Below are 19,846 nucleotides of genomic sequence, written 5' to 3'. Positions count from 1 at the left end.
AAATCAATTCAATCCTTCACTCATTCACTCATTCACTCATTAGCCCCGCCCCATGCGTAACCTCTTGATCTTTATAAGCAAGTACAACGCATTTTTTCTGTTTCTAATTTTCGAGATCGGGGCGTTGGTTATTTATGTTAAGTATAACTCATTTCAGCGGGCTACTTACATCAATACGGCTAATGATGTTACGGGTACCATGTATGCACGTGCTAACGAGCTAAATAGCTACCTGGCGCTAAAAGATGTTAACGACAGCCTTGCGCGCGAAAACGCCCGCTTACGTGGCACACTCAAATCGGCCTATTATGCCGATACGCTGGCCAAAACCACTGTTACCGATAGTGTTTACAAACAGCAATATACTTACACCGAGGCGCGTGTAATCAACAATTCCATCAATAAGCGTAATAACTACATTACTATACAAAAAGGCAGTAAAGACGGTATTGCCAAAGGCATGGGCGTAATTTGTAGTTCGGGTGTGGTGGGGAAGGTGGTATATACTTCTGAGCACCTTTCGCTGGTGCAATCACTGCTGCATAAGGATACTAAAATTAGTGCTATGCTGGCCGACACCAAAGATATTGGCAGCTTTAAATGGGGCGACGATATGAACCCCAAAAAGGCATTATTTATTGACGTGCCTAACCACGTTAAACCACGCATAGGCCAATGGGTAGTAACCTCAACCTATTCGGAGTTGTTCCCGGCAGGAATACCGCTGGGTCGGGTGAGTAACCTGCATGCCAAAGGCGGCGGTTTCTTTTTAAACATGGAAGTTAATTTGGCAGTTGATTTTAGCAAGCTGCAATATGTATATGTAATTAACAATAAACTGGCTGCCGAACGCCAGGAACTGGAAGCACAGGAGAAAAAAGATGAGTAGGATTTTAATATATAATCTCGTCCGCTTTGTGGTGCTGGTGCTGGTACAGGTTTTCCTGTTGAAAAATGTGGCGCTTTATAACCTGTCGGCACCGTACCTGTACATCCTGTTCATTATGCTGCTGCCGTTCGAAACGCCGAACATTTTATTATTCTTCCTTTCGTTTTTACTCGGCCTCACCATCGATGCTTTTTACGACACGCCGGGACTTCATGCGGCGGCATGTGTGCTTATGGCCTTTGTGCGGGTGCTGTTTATCAGCATTACCGTACAAAAAGAAGGGTTTGATAACGAACCCGAACCCACCCTGGGCAACATGGGCTTCAGGTGGTTTTTCACCTACTCTTTGATCCTCATCCTGTTTCACCATTTTTTCCTGTTCAACCTCGAAGTTTTCAGTTTATCCGAAATAGAATATACTTTACTTCGTTTCTTATCAAGTACAGTATTTACCTTATTTTTGGTACTAATTTCAAGCTTCTTATTTTACAGAAGGAAAGAACGATAAATGAACAGCTTTTTTGAGCGCCGCTACGTAATTACCGCCATTTTTATAACCCTTGCATTAACGCTGCTTGGGCGCCTCTTTTTTATACAAATAATGGACGACAGGTACCTCCTATCGGCCAAAGAGAATGTTTTGCGCCGAACCATAAGCTACCCGGCCCGTGGTGCCATATTTGACCGTAACGGAAAAATACTGGTACAAAACGTGCCTGTGTATGATATTATGGTTACCCCGCGCGAGGTAAAACCTTTTGATACCCTTGAATTTTGCAAACTGTTAAGCATTGACAAGGAAGGCTTTGCAAAACGTTTTGAAAAAGCCCGAAAATTTTCACCTTTCCGACAATCGGTATTTGAGAAGCAAATACCTGTACAACTATACGCCAGCCTGCAGGAACGCATGTCTGATTTTCCGGGCTTTGAGGCTGTGCCGCGTACCGTTCGCACTTATCCCGATTCAACTGCGGCCCATTTTCTGGGCTACATAGGTGAGGTTAACGATAAGATGATCGAAAAATCGGGTAACTATTACCGCCGGGGCGATTATGTGGGCATTTCGGGGGTTGAACGTGCTTTTGAGGATGTTTTACGTGGCCAGCGCGGTGTTACTTACAACATGGTCGATTCGCGCAACGTGTCTAAAGGCTCATTCTCTAACGGCGAATTTGATACCGTTGCTGTAACCGGCGACAGGCTCGTTTCATCGCTCGACCTCCGCATACAAAAACTGGGCGAAAAGCTAATGACCAATAAAGTTGGAAGTATTGTGGCCATTGAACCATCGACCGGTGAAATACTGGCATTTGTGAGCAGCCCTACTTACGATCCAAACTTAATGACCGGTCGCGAACGGGGTAACAACCTGTCGAAAATGTATAAAGACCCGTATAACCCTATGTTTATACGGCCTATTCAAGCGCGTTATCCGCCCGGCTCATCATTTAAGCCACTTGATGCACTTATTGCCTTGCAAGAAGGTATTATAACACCGCAAACCACATTCTTTTGTCCGCACTATTACCAGGCAGGTAATCATCAGGTTAAATGTGAACACTTTGACGGGGTTACCGATTTGCGCAAGGCCATATCACAATCGTGCAACACCTACTTTTGTTACGTGTTTGACAAGTTGATGAATGCCCGTGGCTCTAAAAACATCAGGGGCAGCCTAACTACCTGGAAAGAACAGGTTAATAAATTCGGTTTTGGCGTAAAAATGGATGTTGAGCTGCCGTTCGAATCGCGAGGTAACGTGCCTACGCCTTTGCGCTACGATAACGTGTTTGGCAAAAACCGCTGGCGCTCGAGCTCTATTATCTCACTGGCTATTGGCCAGGGCGAGTTGCTTGCCACGCCATTGCAAATGGCTAATATTGAAGCAGTAATGGCTAACCGTGGTTTTTATTACAAACCCCACCTTATTAAGTCAATAGGCGATAAAAACATTATTAAAGACGAGTACACCAAACGCAACTACGTAGGTATTGACGAAAAATACTTTGAACCGGTAATTGATGGCATGCAGGATGTTGTTGACCGCGGTACTGCTGCTGCAGCACGCATACCGGGCATTGTAATGTGCGGTAAAACGGGTACGGTGCAAAATCCGCACGGCAAAAACCACTCGGTATTTGTGGCTTTTGCCCCGCGCGATAATCCTAAAATTGCCATTGCTGTAATTGTAGAGAACGCAGGCTACGGATCATCATGGGCGGCACCAATAGGCAGTTACATGATAGAAAAATACCTGCGCGATACCATTACCAAGCCAAAGGCACAGGTACAGTACATCATCGATGCTAATTTGCTGCCACCGCCACCGGGCTGGAAACCGCCGGTAAAAAAATTGACAAAGAAAGACAGTATCAAACTTGATAGCATACGCAAAAGCAAAACCGATACTACCCGGAAGCAGCAAGAGCTAAAATCGGCCGCTGAACGTAAGAAAAAAGACACCTTAACTAAAGTACTGGCTTACCAGCCCAAGCGAAAAGAAGATGAATAACCAGCGCAGCTTTTTCTTTAATGTAGACTGGCTTACGATATTAATTTACCTGTCGTTATGTACCATTGGCTGGTTCAATATACATGCGGCGGTGTTTGATGAAACGCATCCTCACATTATCGACCTGGAAACAGAATATGGCAAGCAGTTCATCTTCATTATATCGGCTGTGGTACTGGGAGCGGTAATTTTACTGCTGGATTCACGCTTTTTTAACGGACTTGCACCTGTTTTTTACGTGGTAACCGTACTACTGCTCATAGCCGTACTGGCAGTGGGGCGTAACGTAGGTGGTAACCAGGCCTGGATTCCGTTAGGATCGTTCAGGCTGCAACCCTCGGAGTTTGCCAAGTTTAGCACCTGTTTACTGCTGGCGCGATACCTGAGCGGCGTAAACATTCGTATTACCGAGCCTAAATCATTTTTTACAGCGGCGGCCATCATTGTACTGCCCATGTTTTTAATTATGATGCAGCCCGATACCGGCTCAACCCTGGTGTTCTGCTCATTCATTTTCATCTTGTACCGCGAGGGCTTATCCCCCATCTTCCTCATTGCTGCCGGATTGGCTATTACATTATTCATTTTGGCCCTGGTGGTTAACGAGTGGTATATCATTGGCGCGCTGGCGGCTGTGGCTGGTGCTATACTCTTTTTCATCAGGCGTACACCTCAAACAGTGATTACCATTTTGGCTGTTTTGGCCATTTGCATAGGTTTTATTTTTGTGGTTAAACCCGCCTATGCCCATTTCCCATCCCACCAAAAAGCCCGTATTGATGAGTTGTTGGGTATCACATCAGATAAAAAGGGTATTGGCTATAACGTTAACCAATCAAAAATAGCCATAGGCTCGGGCAAATTATGGGGCAAGGGCTACCTGCAAGGTACCCAAACCAAATACTCGTTCGTACCGGCTCAAAGTACCGACTTTATTTTTTGCACCATCGGCGAGGAATGGGGCTTTGCAGGTTCGGTAGTGGTAATTGGCCTGTACCTCTTCCTGCTCATGCGAATCATCATGATGGCCGAGCGACAGCGGTCGCCCTTCTCACGCGTATACGGCTACGGAGTGGCCTCCATTATCTTTTTCCACGTGGTGATAAATATTGGCATGACGATAGGCCTTGTGCCCGTTATAGGTATCCCGCTGCCTTTCATCAGCTATGGTGGGTCGTCGTTATGGAGCTTTACTATCCTGTTATTTATCCTCATTAAACTGGATTCGAACAGGTTGGGGCATATTGCGTAAGATTTTTAGAAGTAAGTGACAAGAGCCGGGAAGCAAGAGTTTGTCTGAACCGGAATTAGTCAGAATTTATAGAATTTTTCAGAATTGAATTTGTAAGGAACAAGTTTTACTTGCGCCCAATAGAATATAGCATATCATTTCTTTATTTAGCGGGCGTTTAAAAATCAGATACACCTTCATGATTTTCAGCATTAACAGGGTAACGGGAATAACCCCGGCTTATGCTTTAGACCTTTGGCATCGCTTAGACGGCTCTCCTCCTTCTCATTGCTGTATTGCAATAATGCAAATGGTTGGCATCATAAAACAACAAAGCCTCTCCAATTGGAAAGGCTTTGCTTATATCGTCTTCTAATCAGTATTAATCAGCCTTACGCCCAAACACAGAGAAGCTCACGTAGCGTTTAGGATGTGCTTTCAAGTCGATAAACAGATTGTTAAGGTTTTCTGATGCAGCGTTAAGATTGTTGTACATCTTATCGTCGTTCATCAATAAACCTAATGAACCTTTACCATTGTTAATTTTAGCAACGGTTTGCTGCAGATCGGACATGGTTTTATTAGCGTTATCAAGCGTTTCTTTAATGTTTGAATTTGCCAAATCGTTACTCAGGCGCTCAAAGTTAGCCGTGGTAGCATTTAAACGTACCGTGCTGGCACGCAAGCTGGCGGTTAAGGCCTCGGCATTGGTCATAATGCCATTAATGTGGCCAGTTTGACCGGCAACCAAACGGTCAATTTTTTTGGTAGTACCTTCTAATGTTTGCAGCGAATTGGCAATGCTCAAAAAGCTGCGGTCGATATTACGCTGAAATTCGGGGTTTAATATTTTATTGATAGCAGCTAAGCTTGAGTCAACTTTATCCATCAGCACTTCGGCTTTGCGCTGTACAGGTTGCAGGCTTTGCGCAAGACTACCTTGAATATCGGCGCGGAGCGTGTCCTGGTTTTCGGCAACCTCGCGGCTGTTACCCAATTCAAACACAATAGCTTTACTGCCTAATAAGTCGGTACTTTCTAAACGTGCTATACTATTTACAGGAATAGGGTATTTGGGATCAATTTTAAACTCAACTACCGTAAAGCCGCTCTCAGTTTGTAGCGTCATGTTTGATACGTGCCCAATTTGAAAACCATTAACTAATACCGGTTTTGATAGGGTTAATCCTTCAACGTTGCGGTATATAGCATAAAATTTATTCGACGATGAAAAAACATCGTTGCCTTTAAGGTAGCTAAAACCTAAAATTAATATAGCAATGCCTACGGCTGTTAATGCGCCTATTTTGGTTTCGTTAGATATTTTCAAGGTAGTTGAATTTAGTTCCTGTTATATGCTATTATCTTTGTTCTAATTCGCTTTTATATTTTTTAACCGCTCTGATTATCGAGTTAACAATCTCGTTTTGCCCTTCTTCAGAGTTTAAATAATCTTCCTCTTCAGGGTTATTAATAAAGCCCGTTTCAACCAGTAACGATGGCATGGCCGTGTTAGCCAATACCTGTACCCCCTGCTCTATTACACCCAAACTGTTACGGTTGTCGGTATCGGTAAACTCGGTATTAATGAGTTTTGCCAGGTGTATGCTTTGTTTACGATACGTATCGCGTTTGGCATTCAAAATAATGGCCTGAACCGGGTCTATCTCAACAGCCTTGGTTTTCGACATTTTTTCCTCTTCCTCGGCATATTCGTTCTCGCGTATGGCAGCAACCTGCTCGTTTGAACGCCCTATACGGTTAACCAATATTAATACTCCCTTACCTGAACGGTTTTGTACTGAAACTGTTTTGCCGTTTACTACTTTTCTAACATTAGGCAACGAGTTGCAGTGCAGAGATATGTAAATATTAGCCTTGTTTTCGTTAGCCATTACCGCCCTCGATCCGTTGGCCACAAACACGTCGGTAGTACGGGTCATGAGGATGTTAACATCTTTTAATTCTTTTTGCATAGCCTTCTGCAATTTCAAGGCTAATGCCAACGTTACATTTTTTTCTAACGAATATTCACCTGAGGCACCGGCAGCTTTGCCGCCGTGGCCTGCATCAATTACGATGGTTTTAATCCTGAATCCACCGCCGGGCGGTATTGTGTCTTGCTTACCAGGATGTTTTGAAGTGAACGAAAAATTTATAAAACAAATTACTAATGCTAAGAAACCGTAAATGTATATGTTGAAAGCCTTATTTTTCATTATTTTTGGACGCCGTTAACTATATCTGCAAAAATACTATTCATATTCAATTTTGAAATTTATCAGGTTCTTTTTTCTGTTTGCAAGTGTTTGGGTAGTAAGTGCAATAGCGGTTGCCAGGCATCATACCTACTTAAAACCAACATTAGCGGCCGATACCTTAATTAAACTCGACTCTGTTAAAGACAAGCGTTTGTTAAGGATAAAGCAACGCGGCAATAAGCGTAATGCCACTGCCGATACCACCAAAAAGAAACTTCCTACCGATACGACTAAAAAAAACAAAGGAGGTTTACAGTCGGTTGTAAAATCAGTTGCCGACGACTCCACCTATACCGATGCTGACAAAAAAATAACCTATTTGTTTGGTAATGCCCGTGTAACATACGAAGATTTTTCGTTGGATGCCGATTATATTCGCATTGATCAGAAAAACCACCTCATTTTTGCCAGCGGACGGCGAGATTTACGTTCTGGGCGTTACAATAACCGCCCCATTGCCAAAAATGGTAATGAGAATCCGCTAACGGCCGACTCTATTATTTATAACTACCAAACCAAGCGTGCCTACTCATACAATACTTCTACCGAGAGCGATGGCAACTTTATAACCGGTGGCGAGGCTAAAAAACTGAACGAAACAGAGGTAGCCTACCATAATATATTGTTCAGCACCTGTTCATTGCCTTACCCGCACACGCACTTTGGTATAGTTATTACCAAGGGTATTGGCGAAAAGAACCGCATCATATCAGGCCCGGCTTACCTGGAAATTGCAGGTGTGCCCCTACCCATAGCCGTACCGTTCGGCTTTTTCCCCAAGCCTAACAGCCGCTCATCGGGCGTGTTACTGCCATCATTCGGCGAGGATAATCGCCTGGGTTTCTTTTTACGTAATTTTGGTTACTACTGGCCGGTTAACGATTATCTGGATTTAACCACCATGGCCAGCTATTACTCCAAAGGCTCTATTGAGATTGGTACAACGGCGCGTTACCTCAAACGTTATAAATACACCGGTAGCCTGGCGCTCAATTTTGGATCGCACAACTACGGTGTATCGGGCGACCCATTTGTTAAAGATTATAATATTCAATGGAGCCACTCGCAGGATGCTAATGCTAATCCGGGTACTACGTTCAGCGCTTCGGTTAACGCGGCTACATCAAGTTATTTTTCAAATAATACGGCCACTACCAATTATAATATACAGCAGTTAACGCAAACTAACTTACGCTCGTCAATTGCCTACTCGCATACTTTTGCCGGTACGCCGTTCAGTTTAACCGCCAACCTTGGCCACAGCCAGGATTTGGCTAAAAAAACCGTAACACTGGAGCTACCCACCTTTAACTTAAACATGACCTCCATAAGTCCTTTCGATTCCAAAGACCGGGTGGGCGAGCAAAAATGGTATCAGCGTTTAACGGTAAGCTATACTTTACAGGGTACCAACAAAATTAATGCGGTGCCCGAATCGCAATTATTTACCAAAGAAACACTTACCAAAAGGCTTCAAAGCGGTTTACAACACCAAATCCCAATTGGCTTAAACCTCAACGTGCTTAAATATTTCCAGTTTAATACCAGTGCCAACTATACCGAACGCTGGTACTTCCAAACCATACGCAAGCGTTACCCACGCGGTGCCATTGGCAATAACGAAACCCCGATCGTTGATACCGTTCAAGGCTTTAGCCGTGCCGGTGATTACTCTTTAAATGGTGGTTTCTCTACCAAAGTTTACAACACGTTGCAGTTTAAAGGCAAAGGTGCTTTAAGAGCCATACGCCACGTTATGACGCCATCGCTCAGCTTTAACTACCGTCCTGATTTTGGCGACCCATCATACGGCTATTACCGCCGTGCGGTGAGCGATGCCGTTGTGCCTTACCCTTCAACCTCGCAACTGTATTCTATTTATGAAAGTTCGGTATATGGCGGGCCAAGCTCGGGTAAATTTGCCGGTATCAGCTTTTCATTAGATAATACCATCGAAGCCAAAATGCGCGCCCGTAGTACTGATACCTCTGGTGCCGACCGTAAAGTTTCGTTACTGCAAGGTTTAAGCTTAAACACTTCGTACAACTTCGCCGTCGATTCGTTCAGGTTATCGCCCATATCCTTAAACGCGCACACCGCTTTGTTTAACCAAAAGGTTAGCGTAAGCTTAAACGGTACATTAGACCCATATGTAACCCAACTGCGCGACTCGGTAAGCAATGGCGCGCTTGTAAGATATACCCGTCGTATTGACCGTTATACCTTTTCACAAGGTCGTTTCCCAACGCTTACCAATATGTCGGCCTCGGTTAGCTTTAGTTTAAATTCGCAAAGCAATAAGCCTAAACCGCCAACCGGGCAGGCACTGGCCAACATGACCCCTATGCAGGCGCAGCAACTGGCCCTCATTGATAACGACCCCAGCCGTTATGTTGACTTTAACGTGCCTTACAACGTAAGCCTTAATTTTAACTTTAACTATAGTAATACTTACGTAACCAAAACCACATCAAGCACGGTGAGCGCCAGCGGCGATGTCAACGTATCGCCTAAGTGGAAAATACAGTATACCACCAACTACGATTTTAAGGCTCAAAAAATAGGTATCACCCAGTTCTCTATCTATCGCGATCTGCATTGCTGGGATCTGTCTTTCCGCTGGACACCCTTTGGCTTATACAAATCGTTCAGTGTTGATTTACGTGTTAAAGCCTCAATTTTGCAGGACCTAAAACTTTCTAAACGGAAAGACTATTACAACAACTAACATGCTTGCAGAAATTATTACCATTGGCGATGAAATACTCATAGGCCAGATCATTGATACCAACTCGGCCTGGATGGCGCAGGAACTGAACGCTGTGGGCATCAGGATTAAACAAATTTCATCGGTAAGCGACGACAGGGAGCACATCCTTAAAGCACTCGACGAAGCTCAACAACGAGCCGATATTATATTGATTACCGGCGGCCTTGGCCCCACTAAAGACGATATTACCAAGAAAACCCTGGCCGGGTATTTTGGGGTAGATATGCGGTTGGATGAGGAAGCATTAGCTAATGTAACCCGCATTTTTGCCAAGTACAACCGCCCGCTATTGGAGGTTAACCGCCAGCAAGCTATGGTACCTGCCAATTGTGAGGTATTAAATAACCATAACGGCACTGCACCGGGCATGTGGTTTAACCATAATGGTAAAGTTTTAGTGTCGATGCCGGGCGTGCCGCACGAGATGATGTACATGATGGAGCAGCAGGTAATTCCTAAACTAAAGGAAACTTTTACCCTGCCGGTTATCATTCACAAAACATTGCTTACCGTTGGCGAGGGCGAATCATTTTTAGCTGAACGTATTGCCGATATTGAAGATAGCTTGCCACCGTACATTAAACTGGCCTATTTGCCCAAATTAGGGCAGGTGCGCCTGCGTTTAAGCAGCTATGGCGACGATAGATACCTATTACAGGCCGAGCTTGACGGCTTTGCCACACAACTCACCCAACGCTTAGGAAACATTGTTGCAGCCGATGAAGACATTGCGCTCGAAAAAGCAATTATGAATCGTTTAGAAGAACGTGGTGAAACCATCTCCATAGCCGAAAGCTGTACCGGTGGCTATTTATCACATTTGTTTACACAGCATGCCGGTTCATCGGCCACGTTTTTAGGTGGAGCTGTATCTTATTCCAATCAGCTTAAAGAAAGTATATTGGGTGTTAATCCTGCTACGATTGAGCAATTTGGTGCCGTGAGTGAGCAAACTGCAACAGAAATGGTACAGGGAGCTTTAAAGCAGTTTAAATCAACCTACGCTATCTCCATAACCGGCATAGCAGGCCCAACCGGCGGCACTGATGCTAAGCCTGTTGGCACCGTATGGATAGGTGTGGCCGGTAACGGAGAGATGGTTGTACGCAAGTTTCAGTTTGGCAACAAACGCCGCCAAAACATCGAGCGTTCGGCCATTACGGCCTTAGGGATGCTGAATACTTTGCTTGCTGCTAAGTAAAACTAAAGATAAATAAGTAATTTAGGCCCCAATCAATTGTAAGAGTTAAGATATGGCTAAATACCAGCTGCTGCTGCCAAAAATGGGCGAAAGTGTTGCCGAAGCAACAGTAATCAACTGGCTTAAAAATCCCGGAGATAAGATTGAAGCGGACGATATTGTTGTAGAAATTGCTACCGATAAGGTTGACTCCGAAGTCCCTTCGCCGGTTAGCGGTACATTGTTAGAGGTGCTTTATCAAAAAGATGAAGTGGCCCAGGTAGGCAGCCCTATTGCTATAATTGAAATTGAAGGAGAGGCCGAAGAATCAACTCAACAACAGGAAACTCCTGTCCAACAACCTACCGAAACTCCGCAAGCAGAACAGGTTGAAGAACCCGTACGCGACCCGGAACCTGTACCTGAAGTTGAAATTGCTGAAAATATTCCGGGATTAGAGCAGCTGCCTAAGTTTGATGCACCGGTTGCGCCAACCGTACAATCGGGTGGTCTCCGCTTTTATTCACCCCTGGTGCGCAACATTGCCACTCAAGAGGGTATTACCCAGCAAGAGTTGGACAGTATACCCGGCACTGGTGCCGATGGCCGTGTAACCAAAGACGACCTGATGGCTTTCCTGCAAACCCGTGGTACGGCTCCGGCACAAAGCGCAGCCCAGGAGTTTACAAAAACGGCTACATTTACTGTACCGCTGCCAATTCCACCTGCGTCGGCAACTCCGCAATATCGCACTCAAGCGGGCGACGAGATTATCGAAATGGACCGTATGCGCCGTTTAATTTCGGACCATATGGTATCGAGTATACATACCTCTGCACACGTAACCTCATTTGTGGAGGCCGATGTAACCAATCTGGTATACTGGCGCGAAAAGAACAAAGCTAAATTTGAAGCTCGCGAAGGTGAGAAGATCACCTTTACCCCTATATTCATAGAGGCTGTAGCCCGTGCTATTGTTGATATGCCGATGATTAACGTATCGGTTAACGGCACGCAAATCATCAAAAAGAAAGATATTAACATAGGTATGGCCACAGCCCTGCCAAGTGGAAATTTGATCGTTCCGGTAATACGTCGTGCCGATGGTTTAAACCTTACTGGCTTAGTTAAAACCGTTAATGATCTGGCCGGCCGCGCCCGTAACAACAAACTCCGCCCCGATGATACTGCCGATGGTACCTTTACCGTAACCAATATTGGTATGTTTGGCAATATTATGGGTACGCCTATTATTAACCAGCCACAGGTAGCCATATTAGCCATAGGCACCATTAAAAAGAAACCTGCCGTATTAGAAACCCCAACCGGCGATGTAATTGCTATACGCCACATGATGTACCTATCGCTATCATACGACCACCGCGTGGTTGATGGCTCATTAGGCGGCTCCTTCATAAAGCGCGTTGCTGATTACCTGGAGAACTGGGATCTGAACAGGGAAGTGTAAGTTAATGAGTGAGTTGGTGAAGGAGTGTACACTTATTGATTCGAAAAGATTTCTCCTAAAGTCGAAATGACATTCGTGAGAAGTTTAATTAAAATATTCCATCACCCGCCTGTCATTGCGAGGAATGAGAAATCTTTTCGAAGCGACAATGCCATTTGCATAGCAATTGGACAGTTAGTATGTTGACTAACCTATGTGGAATTACAATTTCTTCGTTTACATAACTACTAATCCCACCTTAACTGCATTTTACGTTGGCGTTACAAATGACCATGAGCGACGCTTAGCCGAGCATTTTGCCAATAAGGGTAATCCAGATACACACGCCGGCAAATACTATTGTTGTAATTTGATATTCTATGAACGCCATACTAATATTGAACACGCTATTAGTCGCGAAAAAGAAATCAAAAAGTGGCGTAGAGAAAAAAAGATTGAATTGATCAAAAGCATCAATCCTGAAATAAAGTTTTTAAATGATGAGATTAAGAGTTGAACGGTAACTTTCGGTTCATTAACCCATCGCTTCGAAAAGATTTCTCGTTCCTCGAAATGACATGGCGGATTTGGTTGAATCAATGCCTTTCAAAAAGGCAAATATGGAAAATTCCCGAGCTTGTCGCTTCTAAAAGATTTCTCGTTCCTCGAAATGACAAGTTGGGAAATGAATACAAATTCTTGATTCCTGATTCTACACTCTTGACTCTCTCCCTTAAGCCATATCTTCACCCACCTGAAAGGTAGTGCCTTCAATAGCCAGTTCGGTAGCTGGGAATACACTTCGTGCTTCATCCAGCAATTCAACTAAGCTTTTGTAACGTGCTGAAAAATGGCCGATGAGCAGCGCTTTAGCGCCGGTTTGTGCGGCTACCTGCCCAGCCTGCCAGGCAGTGGTATGAAAGGTTTTATTGGCACGGTCGAGCATGTTGTGCAAAAATGTGGCCTCATGATATAGCAGGTCGGCATTTTTTATTTGCTCAAAATAACGTTCGTTGTAAATGGTATCAGAGCAATAAGCGTAACATTTGGGCTGTTCCGAATCGGTGGTCAGTTCCTCATTTTTGTACCGCTTACCATCAGGCGCAGTATAATCTTCGCCACGCTTTAAGGTTGGGTAATGCTCAACCGCAATGTTCAGTTCCTCTACCCTGCTTTTAATAATTTTACGTAACCGTTTTTTTTGCTTAAACAAAAAGCCGGTAGTGGCAATACGATGATCGAGCGGGATGCTTTCTACAATAATGTCCTGATTTTCTAAAATAACCTGCGGGGCCGATGCATCGGTAGGTACAAATTCAATTTCGTAATTAAGCACCGTTTCGGAGTATTTAAACTGAACATGAATAATTTCGAGCAGGGGCGCCGGGCCATACAGCTTTAAAGGCTTTACACGCCCGTTTAAGTGCATGGACGATACTAAACCAATAAGACCCAAGTAATGATCGCCGTGTAAGTGGCTGATAAAGATATGATCGATGCGGCTGGATTTAACATCAAAGCGCAGCATTTGCTGCTGTGTGCCCTCACCGCAGTCTATAAGGTACAGGCGCTCGTTTATGTTGAGCACCTGTGCCGTAGGATTTCTGTTAAATATGGGGGTTGCAGAACTGCTTCCAAGTATGGTTACCTCAAACTTCATATACGGTAAACATACTTATGGGTTATTTTGCTTCTTTTTTCAATTCTTTTTCTATCTCTTCCATAAATACATGGTCGATAGCTTCTTCTGGAGTTGGAACGATGGTTAAAACGTTATCCAATTGTGAAATACTGATCAAACGGGCAACCGCATCATTAAGGCAGGTTAAAATAAAGCTGCCTTCGGCATTTTTGCACAAACGGTGACCAACCAACAGGCTGCTCAAGCCCGATGAATCGGCAAATTTAACCTGGCAAAGATCCAGTATTATATTACGCTGACCCTCGGTGTTAATAAGGATCAGTTCAGATTTAAGTTGAGGAGTGATCAATGAATTCAGCTTTGATTCGTTTAGCTTAATCAACACATACTTCTCATGCTTATCAACAGTGAATTTCATGTTAAAATAATTATAGGGATAAAGATATAACTTATTTACGTATTAATACAATTACAAAGTTTTGAGCGAAAGGTTTACCGCGTCTTCCACGCGTTTTAAAACCTCGCCGTTTGCAGGCTTAACAAAGGTTTTACCGGTTATTTGCTCGTACAGTTCAATGTACCTATCTGATATCGACTTTACAATTTCGGGCGTCATAACAGGTACAGTTTGCCCGTCTTTACCCTGAAAGCCGTTTTCAATTAACCACTTCCTTACAAACTCTTTACTCAGCTGTTTTTGCGGTTCGCCGCTTGCCTGGCGTTCGGCATAACCTTCGCTGTAAAAATACCGCGATGAGTCAGGCGTATGAATTTCATCGATCAGGAAAATTTTGCCATCGGCCTTGCCAAACTCATACTTGGTATCTACCAAAATAAGGCCGCGTTCGGCAGCAATTTGCGTACCGCGGGCATACAAGGCACGGGTGTATTGCTCTAACCGCAAGTAATCTTCTTCGCTTACAATACCTTTAGCTAAAATGTCCTCGCGCGATATATCCTCATCATGCCCTACCGATGCTTTGGTGGTTGGGGTAATGATTGGCTCGGGCAGTTTATCGTTCTCTTTTAAACCTTCGGGCAGGGCTACACCGCAAAGCGTACGTTTACCAGCGGTGTATTCACGCGCAGCATGACCTGCCAAATAACCCCGTATAACCATTTCTACCTTAAAGGGCTCGCACATACGGCCAATAGTTACGCTTGGATCGGGCACGGTTACCACCCAGTTAGGTACAATATCGGCAGTGGCCTCTAAAAAAGTAGCGGCTATCTGGTTAAGCACCTGTCCTTTAAAAGGAATAGGCTCGGGCAGTACCACATCAAAGGCCGAAATACGGTCAGACACCACCATCACCAGGTATTTATCTTCAATGGTATATACATCGCGTACCTTACCCTTGTAAAAGGCCGTTTGGCCCGGAAAATTATAATGCGTTTGTTTTATAGCTTCCATTGAATAGAATCAAGAATATAGAATCAGGAATACAGAGTGCGAAGTTAATAGTCTTTGAAATAGAATCAAGAGTACAGAGTCAAGAATACAGAATGAAAAGTAACACTGTTTGTCTTGACTCTGTAATCTATATTCTTGACTCTCTCTATTACTGTATATCACCGTAAGCTTCCAAAATTTTGCGTACCAGTTTGTGGCGCACCACGTCTTCGCCGCTCAGGTAAATAATTTCGATGCCTTTAATATCGGGTAAAATGCGCAGGGCGGTGTGCAGGCCCGATTGCTGCTTTTTGGGCAAGTCAATTTGGGTAACGTCGCCGGTTACAATAAATTTTGCCGATGGCCCCATACGGGTTAAAAACATTTTGAGCTGCATATCGGTAGCGTTTTGCGCCTCATCCAATATTACAAAGCAGTTATCGAGGGTACGGCCGCGCATAAAGGCAAGCGGCGCAATTTCGATGGTTCGGTTCTCTAAATAGGTTTTCAGCTTTTCGGGCGGTATCATATCGTCCAACGCATCATAAAGCGGGCGCAGGTACGGGTCAATCTTTTCTTTTAAGTCGCCGGGTAAAAAGCCGAGGTTTTCGCCAGCCTCAACCGCCGGGCGGGTAAGGATGATGCGTTTGATCTCCTTATTTTTTAACGCCCTAACCGCCAATGCTACCGCCGTATAGGTTTTACCCGTACCAGCCGGACCAATAGCCAGCACAATATCGTTTTTTACAATACTATCTACCATTCGGCGCTGGTTGGCCGTGCGGGCCTTTACCATAATACCGTTATGGCCAAATACGATTACCTCGCCGGTGCTTCCGGGCTTTTCGGCTTGTGCTTCGGCTGGTTTGGGTTGTAGGTTTTTAGCGCCCAGTATGCGTTCAAGGTCGGTAATGGCCAGGTTGTCGTGTTTTTCAACGTGCTGCAACAGGTAGCTGAATTTCTCGTTAAACAAGGATAGCTCCTGCTCATCGCCCAAAACCTTTACTTCGCTGCCACGCGCAACTATTTTAAGCTTAGGGTATTGCTTCTTAATAATCTCAAAGTGATCATTATTTGGCCCCCACAACACCGCGGGGTTTATGTGGTCGATTGATATTTTTAGTTCGTTCAACAGAAAATGATTTTGTAGTTGTTGATTCGTTATGGTTAAATTTTTTGAATATTTGCACCTTGTAACGCTTTTACAAGATTAGCAATAAATCTTTTTAAATACGAATGGCAATAATAACTTTAACTACTGACCTCGGCGATAAAGACATTTATCAGGCCGCGCTTAAAGGCAGTATTTTAAAGATTTTACCGGCCGTTAATATTGTTGATATTACCCACTCGGTTGCCGCCTTTAATATACAACAGGCCGGCTTCATTTTAAAGAATAGTTTCCATTATTTTCCGGAAGAAACGGTACACCTCATAGGTATTGACACGGTATATAATGACGATACCAAGTTTTTAGCCGTTAAATACAAAAATCATTATTTTGTTGGGGCCGATAACGGCATCTTCTCGCTCATTTTTGATGATGAGCCCGATGAGATCATGGAAATCAACATTTTGCAGGACCTCAAATTCCTGCACTTCCCGCTGGCCGATATTTTTGTGAAAGCTGCCTGCCACTTGGCCGAAGGCAAGCCCATTGAAGAAATTGGCGTACCGGTAATGGGCATTGAGCGCAAAACCACCCTGCAACCAGCTATTGAGCGCAACCAGATACGCGGCATGGTGATCTACATCGATTCGTTCCAGAACGTAATTACCAATGTTACCAAAGACTTTTTTAACCGCATACAGGAAGGCCGCCGCTTTGTGCTGTACTTTAAGCGCAACGAAACCATTACCCACCTTAGCTGGCACTATAATGAAGTACCCGAGGGCGAAAAGCTGTGCCTGTTTGGCATAAGCGATCACCTCGAAATTGCTATAAACAAGGGCAACGCAGCCGGTTTGCTGGGCCTAAACCTGGGCGACAGCGTAATTATAGATTTTCAGTAACTTGGCCCCTGATGAAAAGATTAGTACTGGCCTTACTGGTTTGCCTGAACGGCTACGCCCTTATGGCGCAAAGCAGCCCCGACTCGGCTACTTATGAAATTCAGCGTAAAAGAATAAACGGCATGCTGGCCCAACGCAGTCAAAAGTTTGGCGAATATGAAGAAAGCCTTAGCAAACACACCGGCATTTTTGGCCTGCAAACCAAAAAAGACATCCGCCGCAGTAACGAGATACTGATGGCCATTACCGAGACGGACAACCAGATTTTTAAGCAAATTAAGGTTTTGCTGGATTACCGCATGTTTGAACAAAAACAGGTAGAAACGCAAAAAAACCAGGTGCAGGATGCCAATTTAACCTATATGCGCACCATAAACCGCCTGCGCGAGCAAAACGCTAAGTTGATAAAAGAAGCAGAGGAGCGAGAAAAAGCAGTAGACAAAGACAGCAATAAGTACAAAATTGCCATTGCCGTTCTCATTATAACGTCAATTTTACTTGCGCTTATCCGTAAACGTACAGTTAAAGCTTAATTTTACAAGTTGAAATAATTTATCAGAGGATAAACATATATGGCAAGAGCACGACTGAATAGTGGGAACGCATCTGAAAAAGAATTACCTAAAGCAAAATTAAACAAGCAAACCCTCAAAAGTGTAAGTAAACTTTTGGGTTATATTAAGCCATACCGTGGCAAGTTCATTGCCGGTTTATTCTTTCTTTTTTTATCGAGCCTGGTAGCCTTGGTATTTCCGGCTATACTGGGAGCACTGATTGATGCCGCACAAGGCAATTACAAATACAAGTTTTTACCACACGATTTAAACTCCATAGCCATTGGTGGCTTTGTGTTGTTATTTGCACAGGCTTGTGTATCGTTTTTCAGGGTGGTTTGGTTTGTGCAGGTAGCCGAGCGTTCATTAGCCGATATACGCCGCGATACCTACTTTAAACTGGTTACCCTGCCCATGAACTTTTTTGCCAACCGCCGCGTTGGTGAACTCAATAGCCGCATATCGGCCGATCTTTCGCAGATACAAGATACATTGACTACCACCTTTGCCGAAATTATCCGCCAGCTGGTATTATTAACTGGTGGTGTGGTATTGCTGGTTGTGGTATCTATTAAACTTACATTGGCCGTTTTAGCTATTTTACCATTCCTGGTGGCATTTGCCGTGGTGTTTGGCAAATTCATCCGCAACCTGTCTCGCCAGGCGCAGGATAAGCTGGCCGAATCGAACACCATTGTGGAAGAAACCCTGCAAGGCATAGCCAACGTAAAGGCTTTTGTTAACGAAGCTTTTGAGGCCGCCCGTTACGATAAAAACCTGCGCGATGTGGTTGGCATTGCTGTTAAAGGTGCCAAGTTTCGCGGCATATTCGCATCGTTCATCGTGTTTTGCATGTTTGGTACGTTTGTGGGTGTTATATGGTATGGCTCCGTATTGGTACGCAATGGCGAGATGCACACGGGCGATTTAACCACCTTCATCATGTATTCCATTTTTGTGGGCGCGGCCATGGGTAGTTTCCCCGATTTGTATGCCAACGTGCAAAAGGCCGTAGGTGCCAGCGAACGTGTATTAGAAATACTGGCCGAAGAAGGTGAGCCCATCTCCATCCACGAAAGCGACAACGCCATTAAACAACCTATACAAGGTAACCTTACCTTCCAAAACATCAACTTCCACTACCCTTCGCGCCCCGAAATTGAGGTATTGAAGGATGTGAGCCTGGAAGCTAACGCCGGGCAAAAAGTGGCTATTGTAGGGCCAAGCGGTTCGGGAAAATCAACCATGGCATCGCTTATTTTGCAATTCTATCACCCGCAAAACGGCACCATGTTGTTTGACGGCAAACCTGCCGGCGAGTATGCCCTTACCGATATACGTAACCAGGTGGCCATCGTTCCGCAAGATGTATTGCTGTTTGGCGGTACCATACGCGAAAACATTGCTTATGGTAAACGCAACGCCACCGAGGCCGAAGTTATACAGGCGGCTAAACGCGCCAACGCACACCTGTTTGTTGAAGATTTCCCTGAAGGGTATGATACCATAGTTGGCGAACGTGGCGTTAAACTATCGGGCGGCCAAAGGCAACGCATTGCCATTGCAAGAGCCTTGCTTAAAAACCCCTCGATACTTATTTTAGACGAAGCCACTTCGGCACTCGATTCGGAATCAGAGCGTTTAGTGCAGGAGGCTTTAGAGGAACTGATGAAAGGCCGTACATCGATCATTATTGCCCATCGCCTCTCTACCATACGGGAGGCCGATAAGATTGTGGTACTTGAAAAAGGCCACATTATTGAAACCGGCACCCACGAAGAACTAATAGCTCGCGAAGAAGGCTTGTACAAGTATTTGAGCCAGTTGCAGTTTGACACAAGTGCTTAAGCACTTGTAAGTTCATGGTTCATAGTTGATTGTTCATTGTAATAAAGATGGGTATTTGATTTCCCTTTTCTGCTATGAACTATCATCCATGAGCCATGAACCATCA

General features: G+C 44.4%; 17 protein-coding genes. 11 read left to right on the top strand and 6 right to left on the bottom strand.

Annotated features, from left to right (window positions below):
- Nucleotides 1–52: 52 nt before the first annotated feature.
- Genes mreC through rodA form a run of 4 tightly spaced genes read left to right on the top strand, consistent with a single transcriptional unit; the run spans nucleotide 53 to nucleotide 4,653 of the window.
- Complete coding sequence (mreC, locus tag QE417_RS20240) at nucleotides 53–889, top strand: rod shape-determining protein MreC (protein ID WP_311952978.1); 837 nt, start codon at nucleotides 53–55, stop codon at nucleotides 887–889.
- Nucleotides 882–1,397, top strand: coding sequence for a rod shape-determining protein MreD (locus tag QE417_RS20235; RefSeq protein WP_311952975.1), 516 nt, complete (start codon nucleotides 882–884; stop codon nucleotides 1,395–1,397). The genes mreC and QE417_RS20235 overlap by 8 nt, the downstream gene beginning before the upstream one ends.
- Nucleotides 1,398–3,401, top strand: a complete 2,004-nt coding sequence (mrdA, locus tag QE417_RS20230; RefSeq protein WP_311952973.1) for a penicillin-binding protein 2 — start codon at nucleotides 1,398–1,400, stop codon at nucleotides 3,399–3,401.
- The gene (gene rodA, locus QE417_RS20225; protein ID WP_311952970.1) at nucleotides 3,394–4,653 is read left to right on the top strand and encodes a rod shape-determining protein RodA; all 1,260 of its coding nucleotides are present in this window, start codon (nucleotides 3,394–3,396) and stop codon (nucleotides 4,651–4,653) included. The genes mrdA and rodA overlap by 8 nt, the downstream gene beginning before the upstream one ends.
- A 361-nt stretch (nucleotides 4,654–5,014) precedes the next feature.
- On the opposite strand, the gene QE417_RS20220 is transcribed toward rodA, so the two are convergent.
- Nucleotides 5,015–5,962 (bottom strand): MlaD family protein, encoded by a 948-nt coding sequence (locus QE417_RS20220; protein ID WP_311952967.1) that lies wholly within the window; start codon nucleotides 5,960–5,962, stop codon nucleotides 5,015–5,017.
- Nucleotides 5,963–5,993: 31 nt separating this feature from the next.
- Entirely contained in the window at nucleotides 5,994–6,851 is an 858-nt protein-coding gene (locus QE417_RS20215) for an N-acetylmuramoyl-L-alanine amidase family protein (protein WP_311952964.1), read from the bottom strand.
- A 52-nt stretch (nucleotides 6,852–6,903) separates the two neighbouring features.
- Here QE417_RS20215 and QE417_RS20210 point away from each other — a divergent pair, with 52 nt between their 5' ends.
- The 4 genes from QE417_RS20210 to QE417_RS20195 all read left to right on the top strand — a co-directional run bounded on the left by QE417_RS20210 (nucleotide 6,904) and on the right by QE417_RS20195 (nucleotide 12,807).
- Nucleotides 6,904–9,621, top strand: coding sequence for a putative LPS assembly protein LptD (locus tag QE417_RS20210; protein ID WP_311952962.1), 2,718 nt, complete (start codon nucleotides 6,904–6,906; stop codon nucleotides 9,619–9,621).
- A gap of 1 nt (nucleotide 9,622) precedes the next feature.
- The gene (locus QE417_RS20205; protein WP_311952961.1) at nucleotides 9,623–10,864 is read left to right on the top strand and encodes a competence/damage-inducible protein A; all 1,242 of its coding nucleotides are present in this window, start codon (nucleotides 9,623–9,625) and stop codon (nucleotides 10,862–10,864) included.
- Nucleotides 10,865–10,916: 52 nt separating this feature from the next.
- Entirely contained in the window at nucleotides 10,917–12,311 is a 1,395-nt protein-coding gene (locus tag QE417_RS20200) for a dihydrolipoamide acetyltransferase family protein (RefSeq protein ID WP_311952958.1), read from the top strand.
- Between the two features lie 193 nt (nucleotides 12,312–12,504).
- Nucleotides 12,505–12,807: a GIY-YIG nuclease family protein gene (locus tag QE417_RS20195; protein WP_311952956.1), complete on the top strand. Its 303-nt coding sequence runs from the start codon at nucleotides 12,505–12,507 to the stop codon at nucleotides 12,805–12,807.
- A gap of 216 nt (nucleotides 12,808–13,023) precedes the next feature.
- Here the strand turns inward: QE417_RS20195 and QE417_RS20190 are convergent, their stop codons facing one another.
- From QE417_RS20190 to QE417_RS20175, 4 genes are all read right to left on the bottom strand, one after another.
- Nucleotides 13,024–13,950 carry a ribonuclease Z gene (locus QE417_RS20190; protein WP_311952953.1) on the bottom strand — a complete coding sequence of 309 codons (927 nt, stop codon included), beginning with the start codon at nucleotides 13,948–13,950 and terminating at the stop codon, nucleotides 13,024–13,026.
- A gap of 22 nt (nucleotides 13,951–13,972) precedes the next feature.
- Nucleotides 13,973–14,350, bottom strand: coding sequence for an STAS domain-containing protein (locus tag QE417_RS20185; RefSeq protein WP_311952950.1), 378 nt, complete (start codon nucleotides 14,348–14,350; stop codon nucleotides 13,973–13,975).
- Nucleotides 14,351–14,401: 51 nt separating this feature from the next.
- A complete protein-coding gene (locus QE417_RS20180) occupies nucleotides 14,402–15,346 on the bottom strand; it encodes a phosphoribosylaminoimidazolesuccinocarboxamide synthase (protein ID WP_311952948.1) in 945 nt (314 codons plus the stop codon).
- Nucleotides 15,347–15,494: 148 nt separating this feature from the next.
- Nucleotides 15,495–16,457 carry a PhoH family protein gene (locus QE417_RS20175; RefSeq protein WP_311952945.1) on the bottom strand — a complete coding sequence of 321 codons (963 nt, stop codon included), beginning with the start codon at nucleotides 16,455–16,457 and terminating at the stop codon, nucleotides 15,495–15,497.
- Between the two features lie 104 nt (nucleotides 16,458–16,561).
- On the opposite strand from QE417_RS20175, the gene QE417_RS20170 reads away from it, so the two are divergent.
- Genes QE417_RS20170 through QE417_RS20160 form a run of 3 tightly spaced genes read left to right on the top strand, consistent with a single transcriptional unit; the run spans nucleotide 16,562 to nucleotide 19,740 of the window.
- On the top strand, nucleotides 16,562–17,338 hold the full coding sequence (locus QE417_RS20170) for an SAM hydrolase/SAM-dependent halogenase family protein (protein ID WP_311952942.1): 777 nt from the start codon (nucleotides 16,562–16,564) through the stop codon (nucleotides 17,336–17,338).
- An 11-nt stretch (nucleotides 17,339–17,349) separates the two neighbouring features.
- Entirely contained in the window at nucleotides 17,350–17,871 is a 522-nt protein-coding gene (locus QE417_RS20165) for a hypothetical protein (protein WP_311952939.1), read from the top strand.
- 39 nt (nucleotides 17,872–17,910) lie between these two features.
- Nucleotides 17,911–19,740, top strand: coding sequence for an ABC transporter ATP-binding protein (locus tag QE417_RS20160; protein ID WP_311952937.1), 1,830 nt, complete (start codon nucleotides 17,911–17,913; stop codon nucleotides 19,738–19,740).
- Nucleotides 19,741–19,846: the final 106 nt, after the last annotated feature.

This window comes from Mucilaginibacter terrae (assembly GCF_031951985.1).
Lineage (GTDB): Bacteria > Bacteroidota > Bacteroidia > Sphingobacteriales > Sphingobacteriaceae > Mucilaginibacter > Mucilaginibacter terrae_A.
This window is presented reverse-complemented; position numbering and strand designations above follow the sequence as displayed.

Excerpts from the sequence above, each read along its gene's own strand:
- mreC (WP_311952978.1), top strand. The coding sequence starts at position 53 with ATGCGTAACCTCTTGATCTTTATAAGCAAGTACAACGCATTTTTTCTG.
- QE417_RS20235 (WP_311952975.1), top strand. The coding sequence starts at position 882 with ATGAGTAGGATTTTAATATATAATCTCGTCCGCTTTGTGGTGCTGGTG.
- mrdA (WP_311952973.1), top strand. The coding sequence starts at position 1,398 with ATGAACAGCTTTTTTGAGCGCCGCTACGTAATTACCGCCATTTTTATA.
- rodA (WP_311952970.1), top strand. The coding sequence starts at position 3,394 with ATGAATAACCAGCGCAGCTTTTTCTTTAATGTAGACTGGCTTACGATA.
- QE417_RS20215 (WP_311952964.1), bottom strand. The coding sequence starts at position 6,851 with ATGAAAAATAAGGCTTTCAACATATACATTTACGGTTTCTTAGCATTA.
- QE417_RS20205 (WP_311952961.1), top strand. The coding sequence starts at position 9,623 with ATGCTTGCAGAAATTATTACCATTGGCGATGAAATACTCATAGGCCAG.
- QE417_RS20200 (WP_311952958.1), top strand. The coding sequence starts at position 10,917 with ATGGCTAAATACCAGCTGCTGCTGCCAAAAATGGGCGAAAGTGTTGCC.
- QE417_RS20195 (WP_311952956.1), top strand. The coding sequence starts at position 12,505 with ATGTGGAATTACAATTTCTTCGTTTACATAACTACTAATCCCACCTTA.
- QE417_RS20190 (WP_311952953.1), bottom strand. The coding sequence starts at position 13,950 with ATGAAGTTTGAGGTAACCATACTTGGAAGCAGTTCTGCAACCCCCATA.
- QE417_RS20185 (WP_311952950.1), bottom strand. The coding sequence starts at position 14,350 with ATGAAATTCACTGTTGATAAGCATGAGAAGTATGTGTTGATTAAGCTA.
- QE417_RS20180 (WP_311952948.1), bottom strand. The coding sequence starts at position 15,346 with ATGGAAGCTATAAAACAAACGCATTATAATTTTCCGGGCCAAACGGCC.
- QE417_RS20170 (WP_311952942.1), top strand. The coding sequence starts at position 16,562 with ATGGCAATAATAACTTTAACTACTGACCTCGGCGATAAAGACATTTAT.
- QE417_RS20165 (WP_311952939.1), top strand. The coding sequence starts at position 17,350 with ATGAAAAGATTAGTACTGGCCTTACTGGTTTGCCTGAACGGCTACGCC.
- QE417_RS20160 (WP_311952937.1), top strand. The coding sequence starts at position 17,911 with ATGGCAAGAGCACGACTGAATAGTGGGAACGCATCTGAAAAAGAATTA.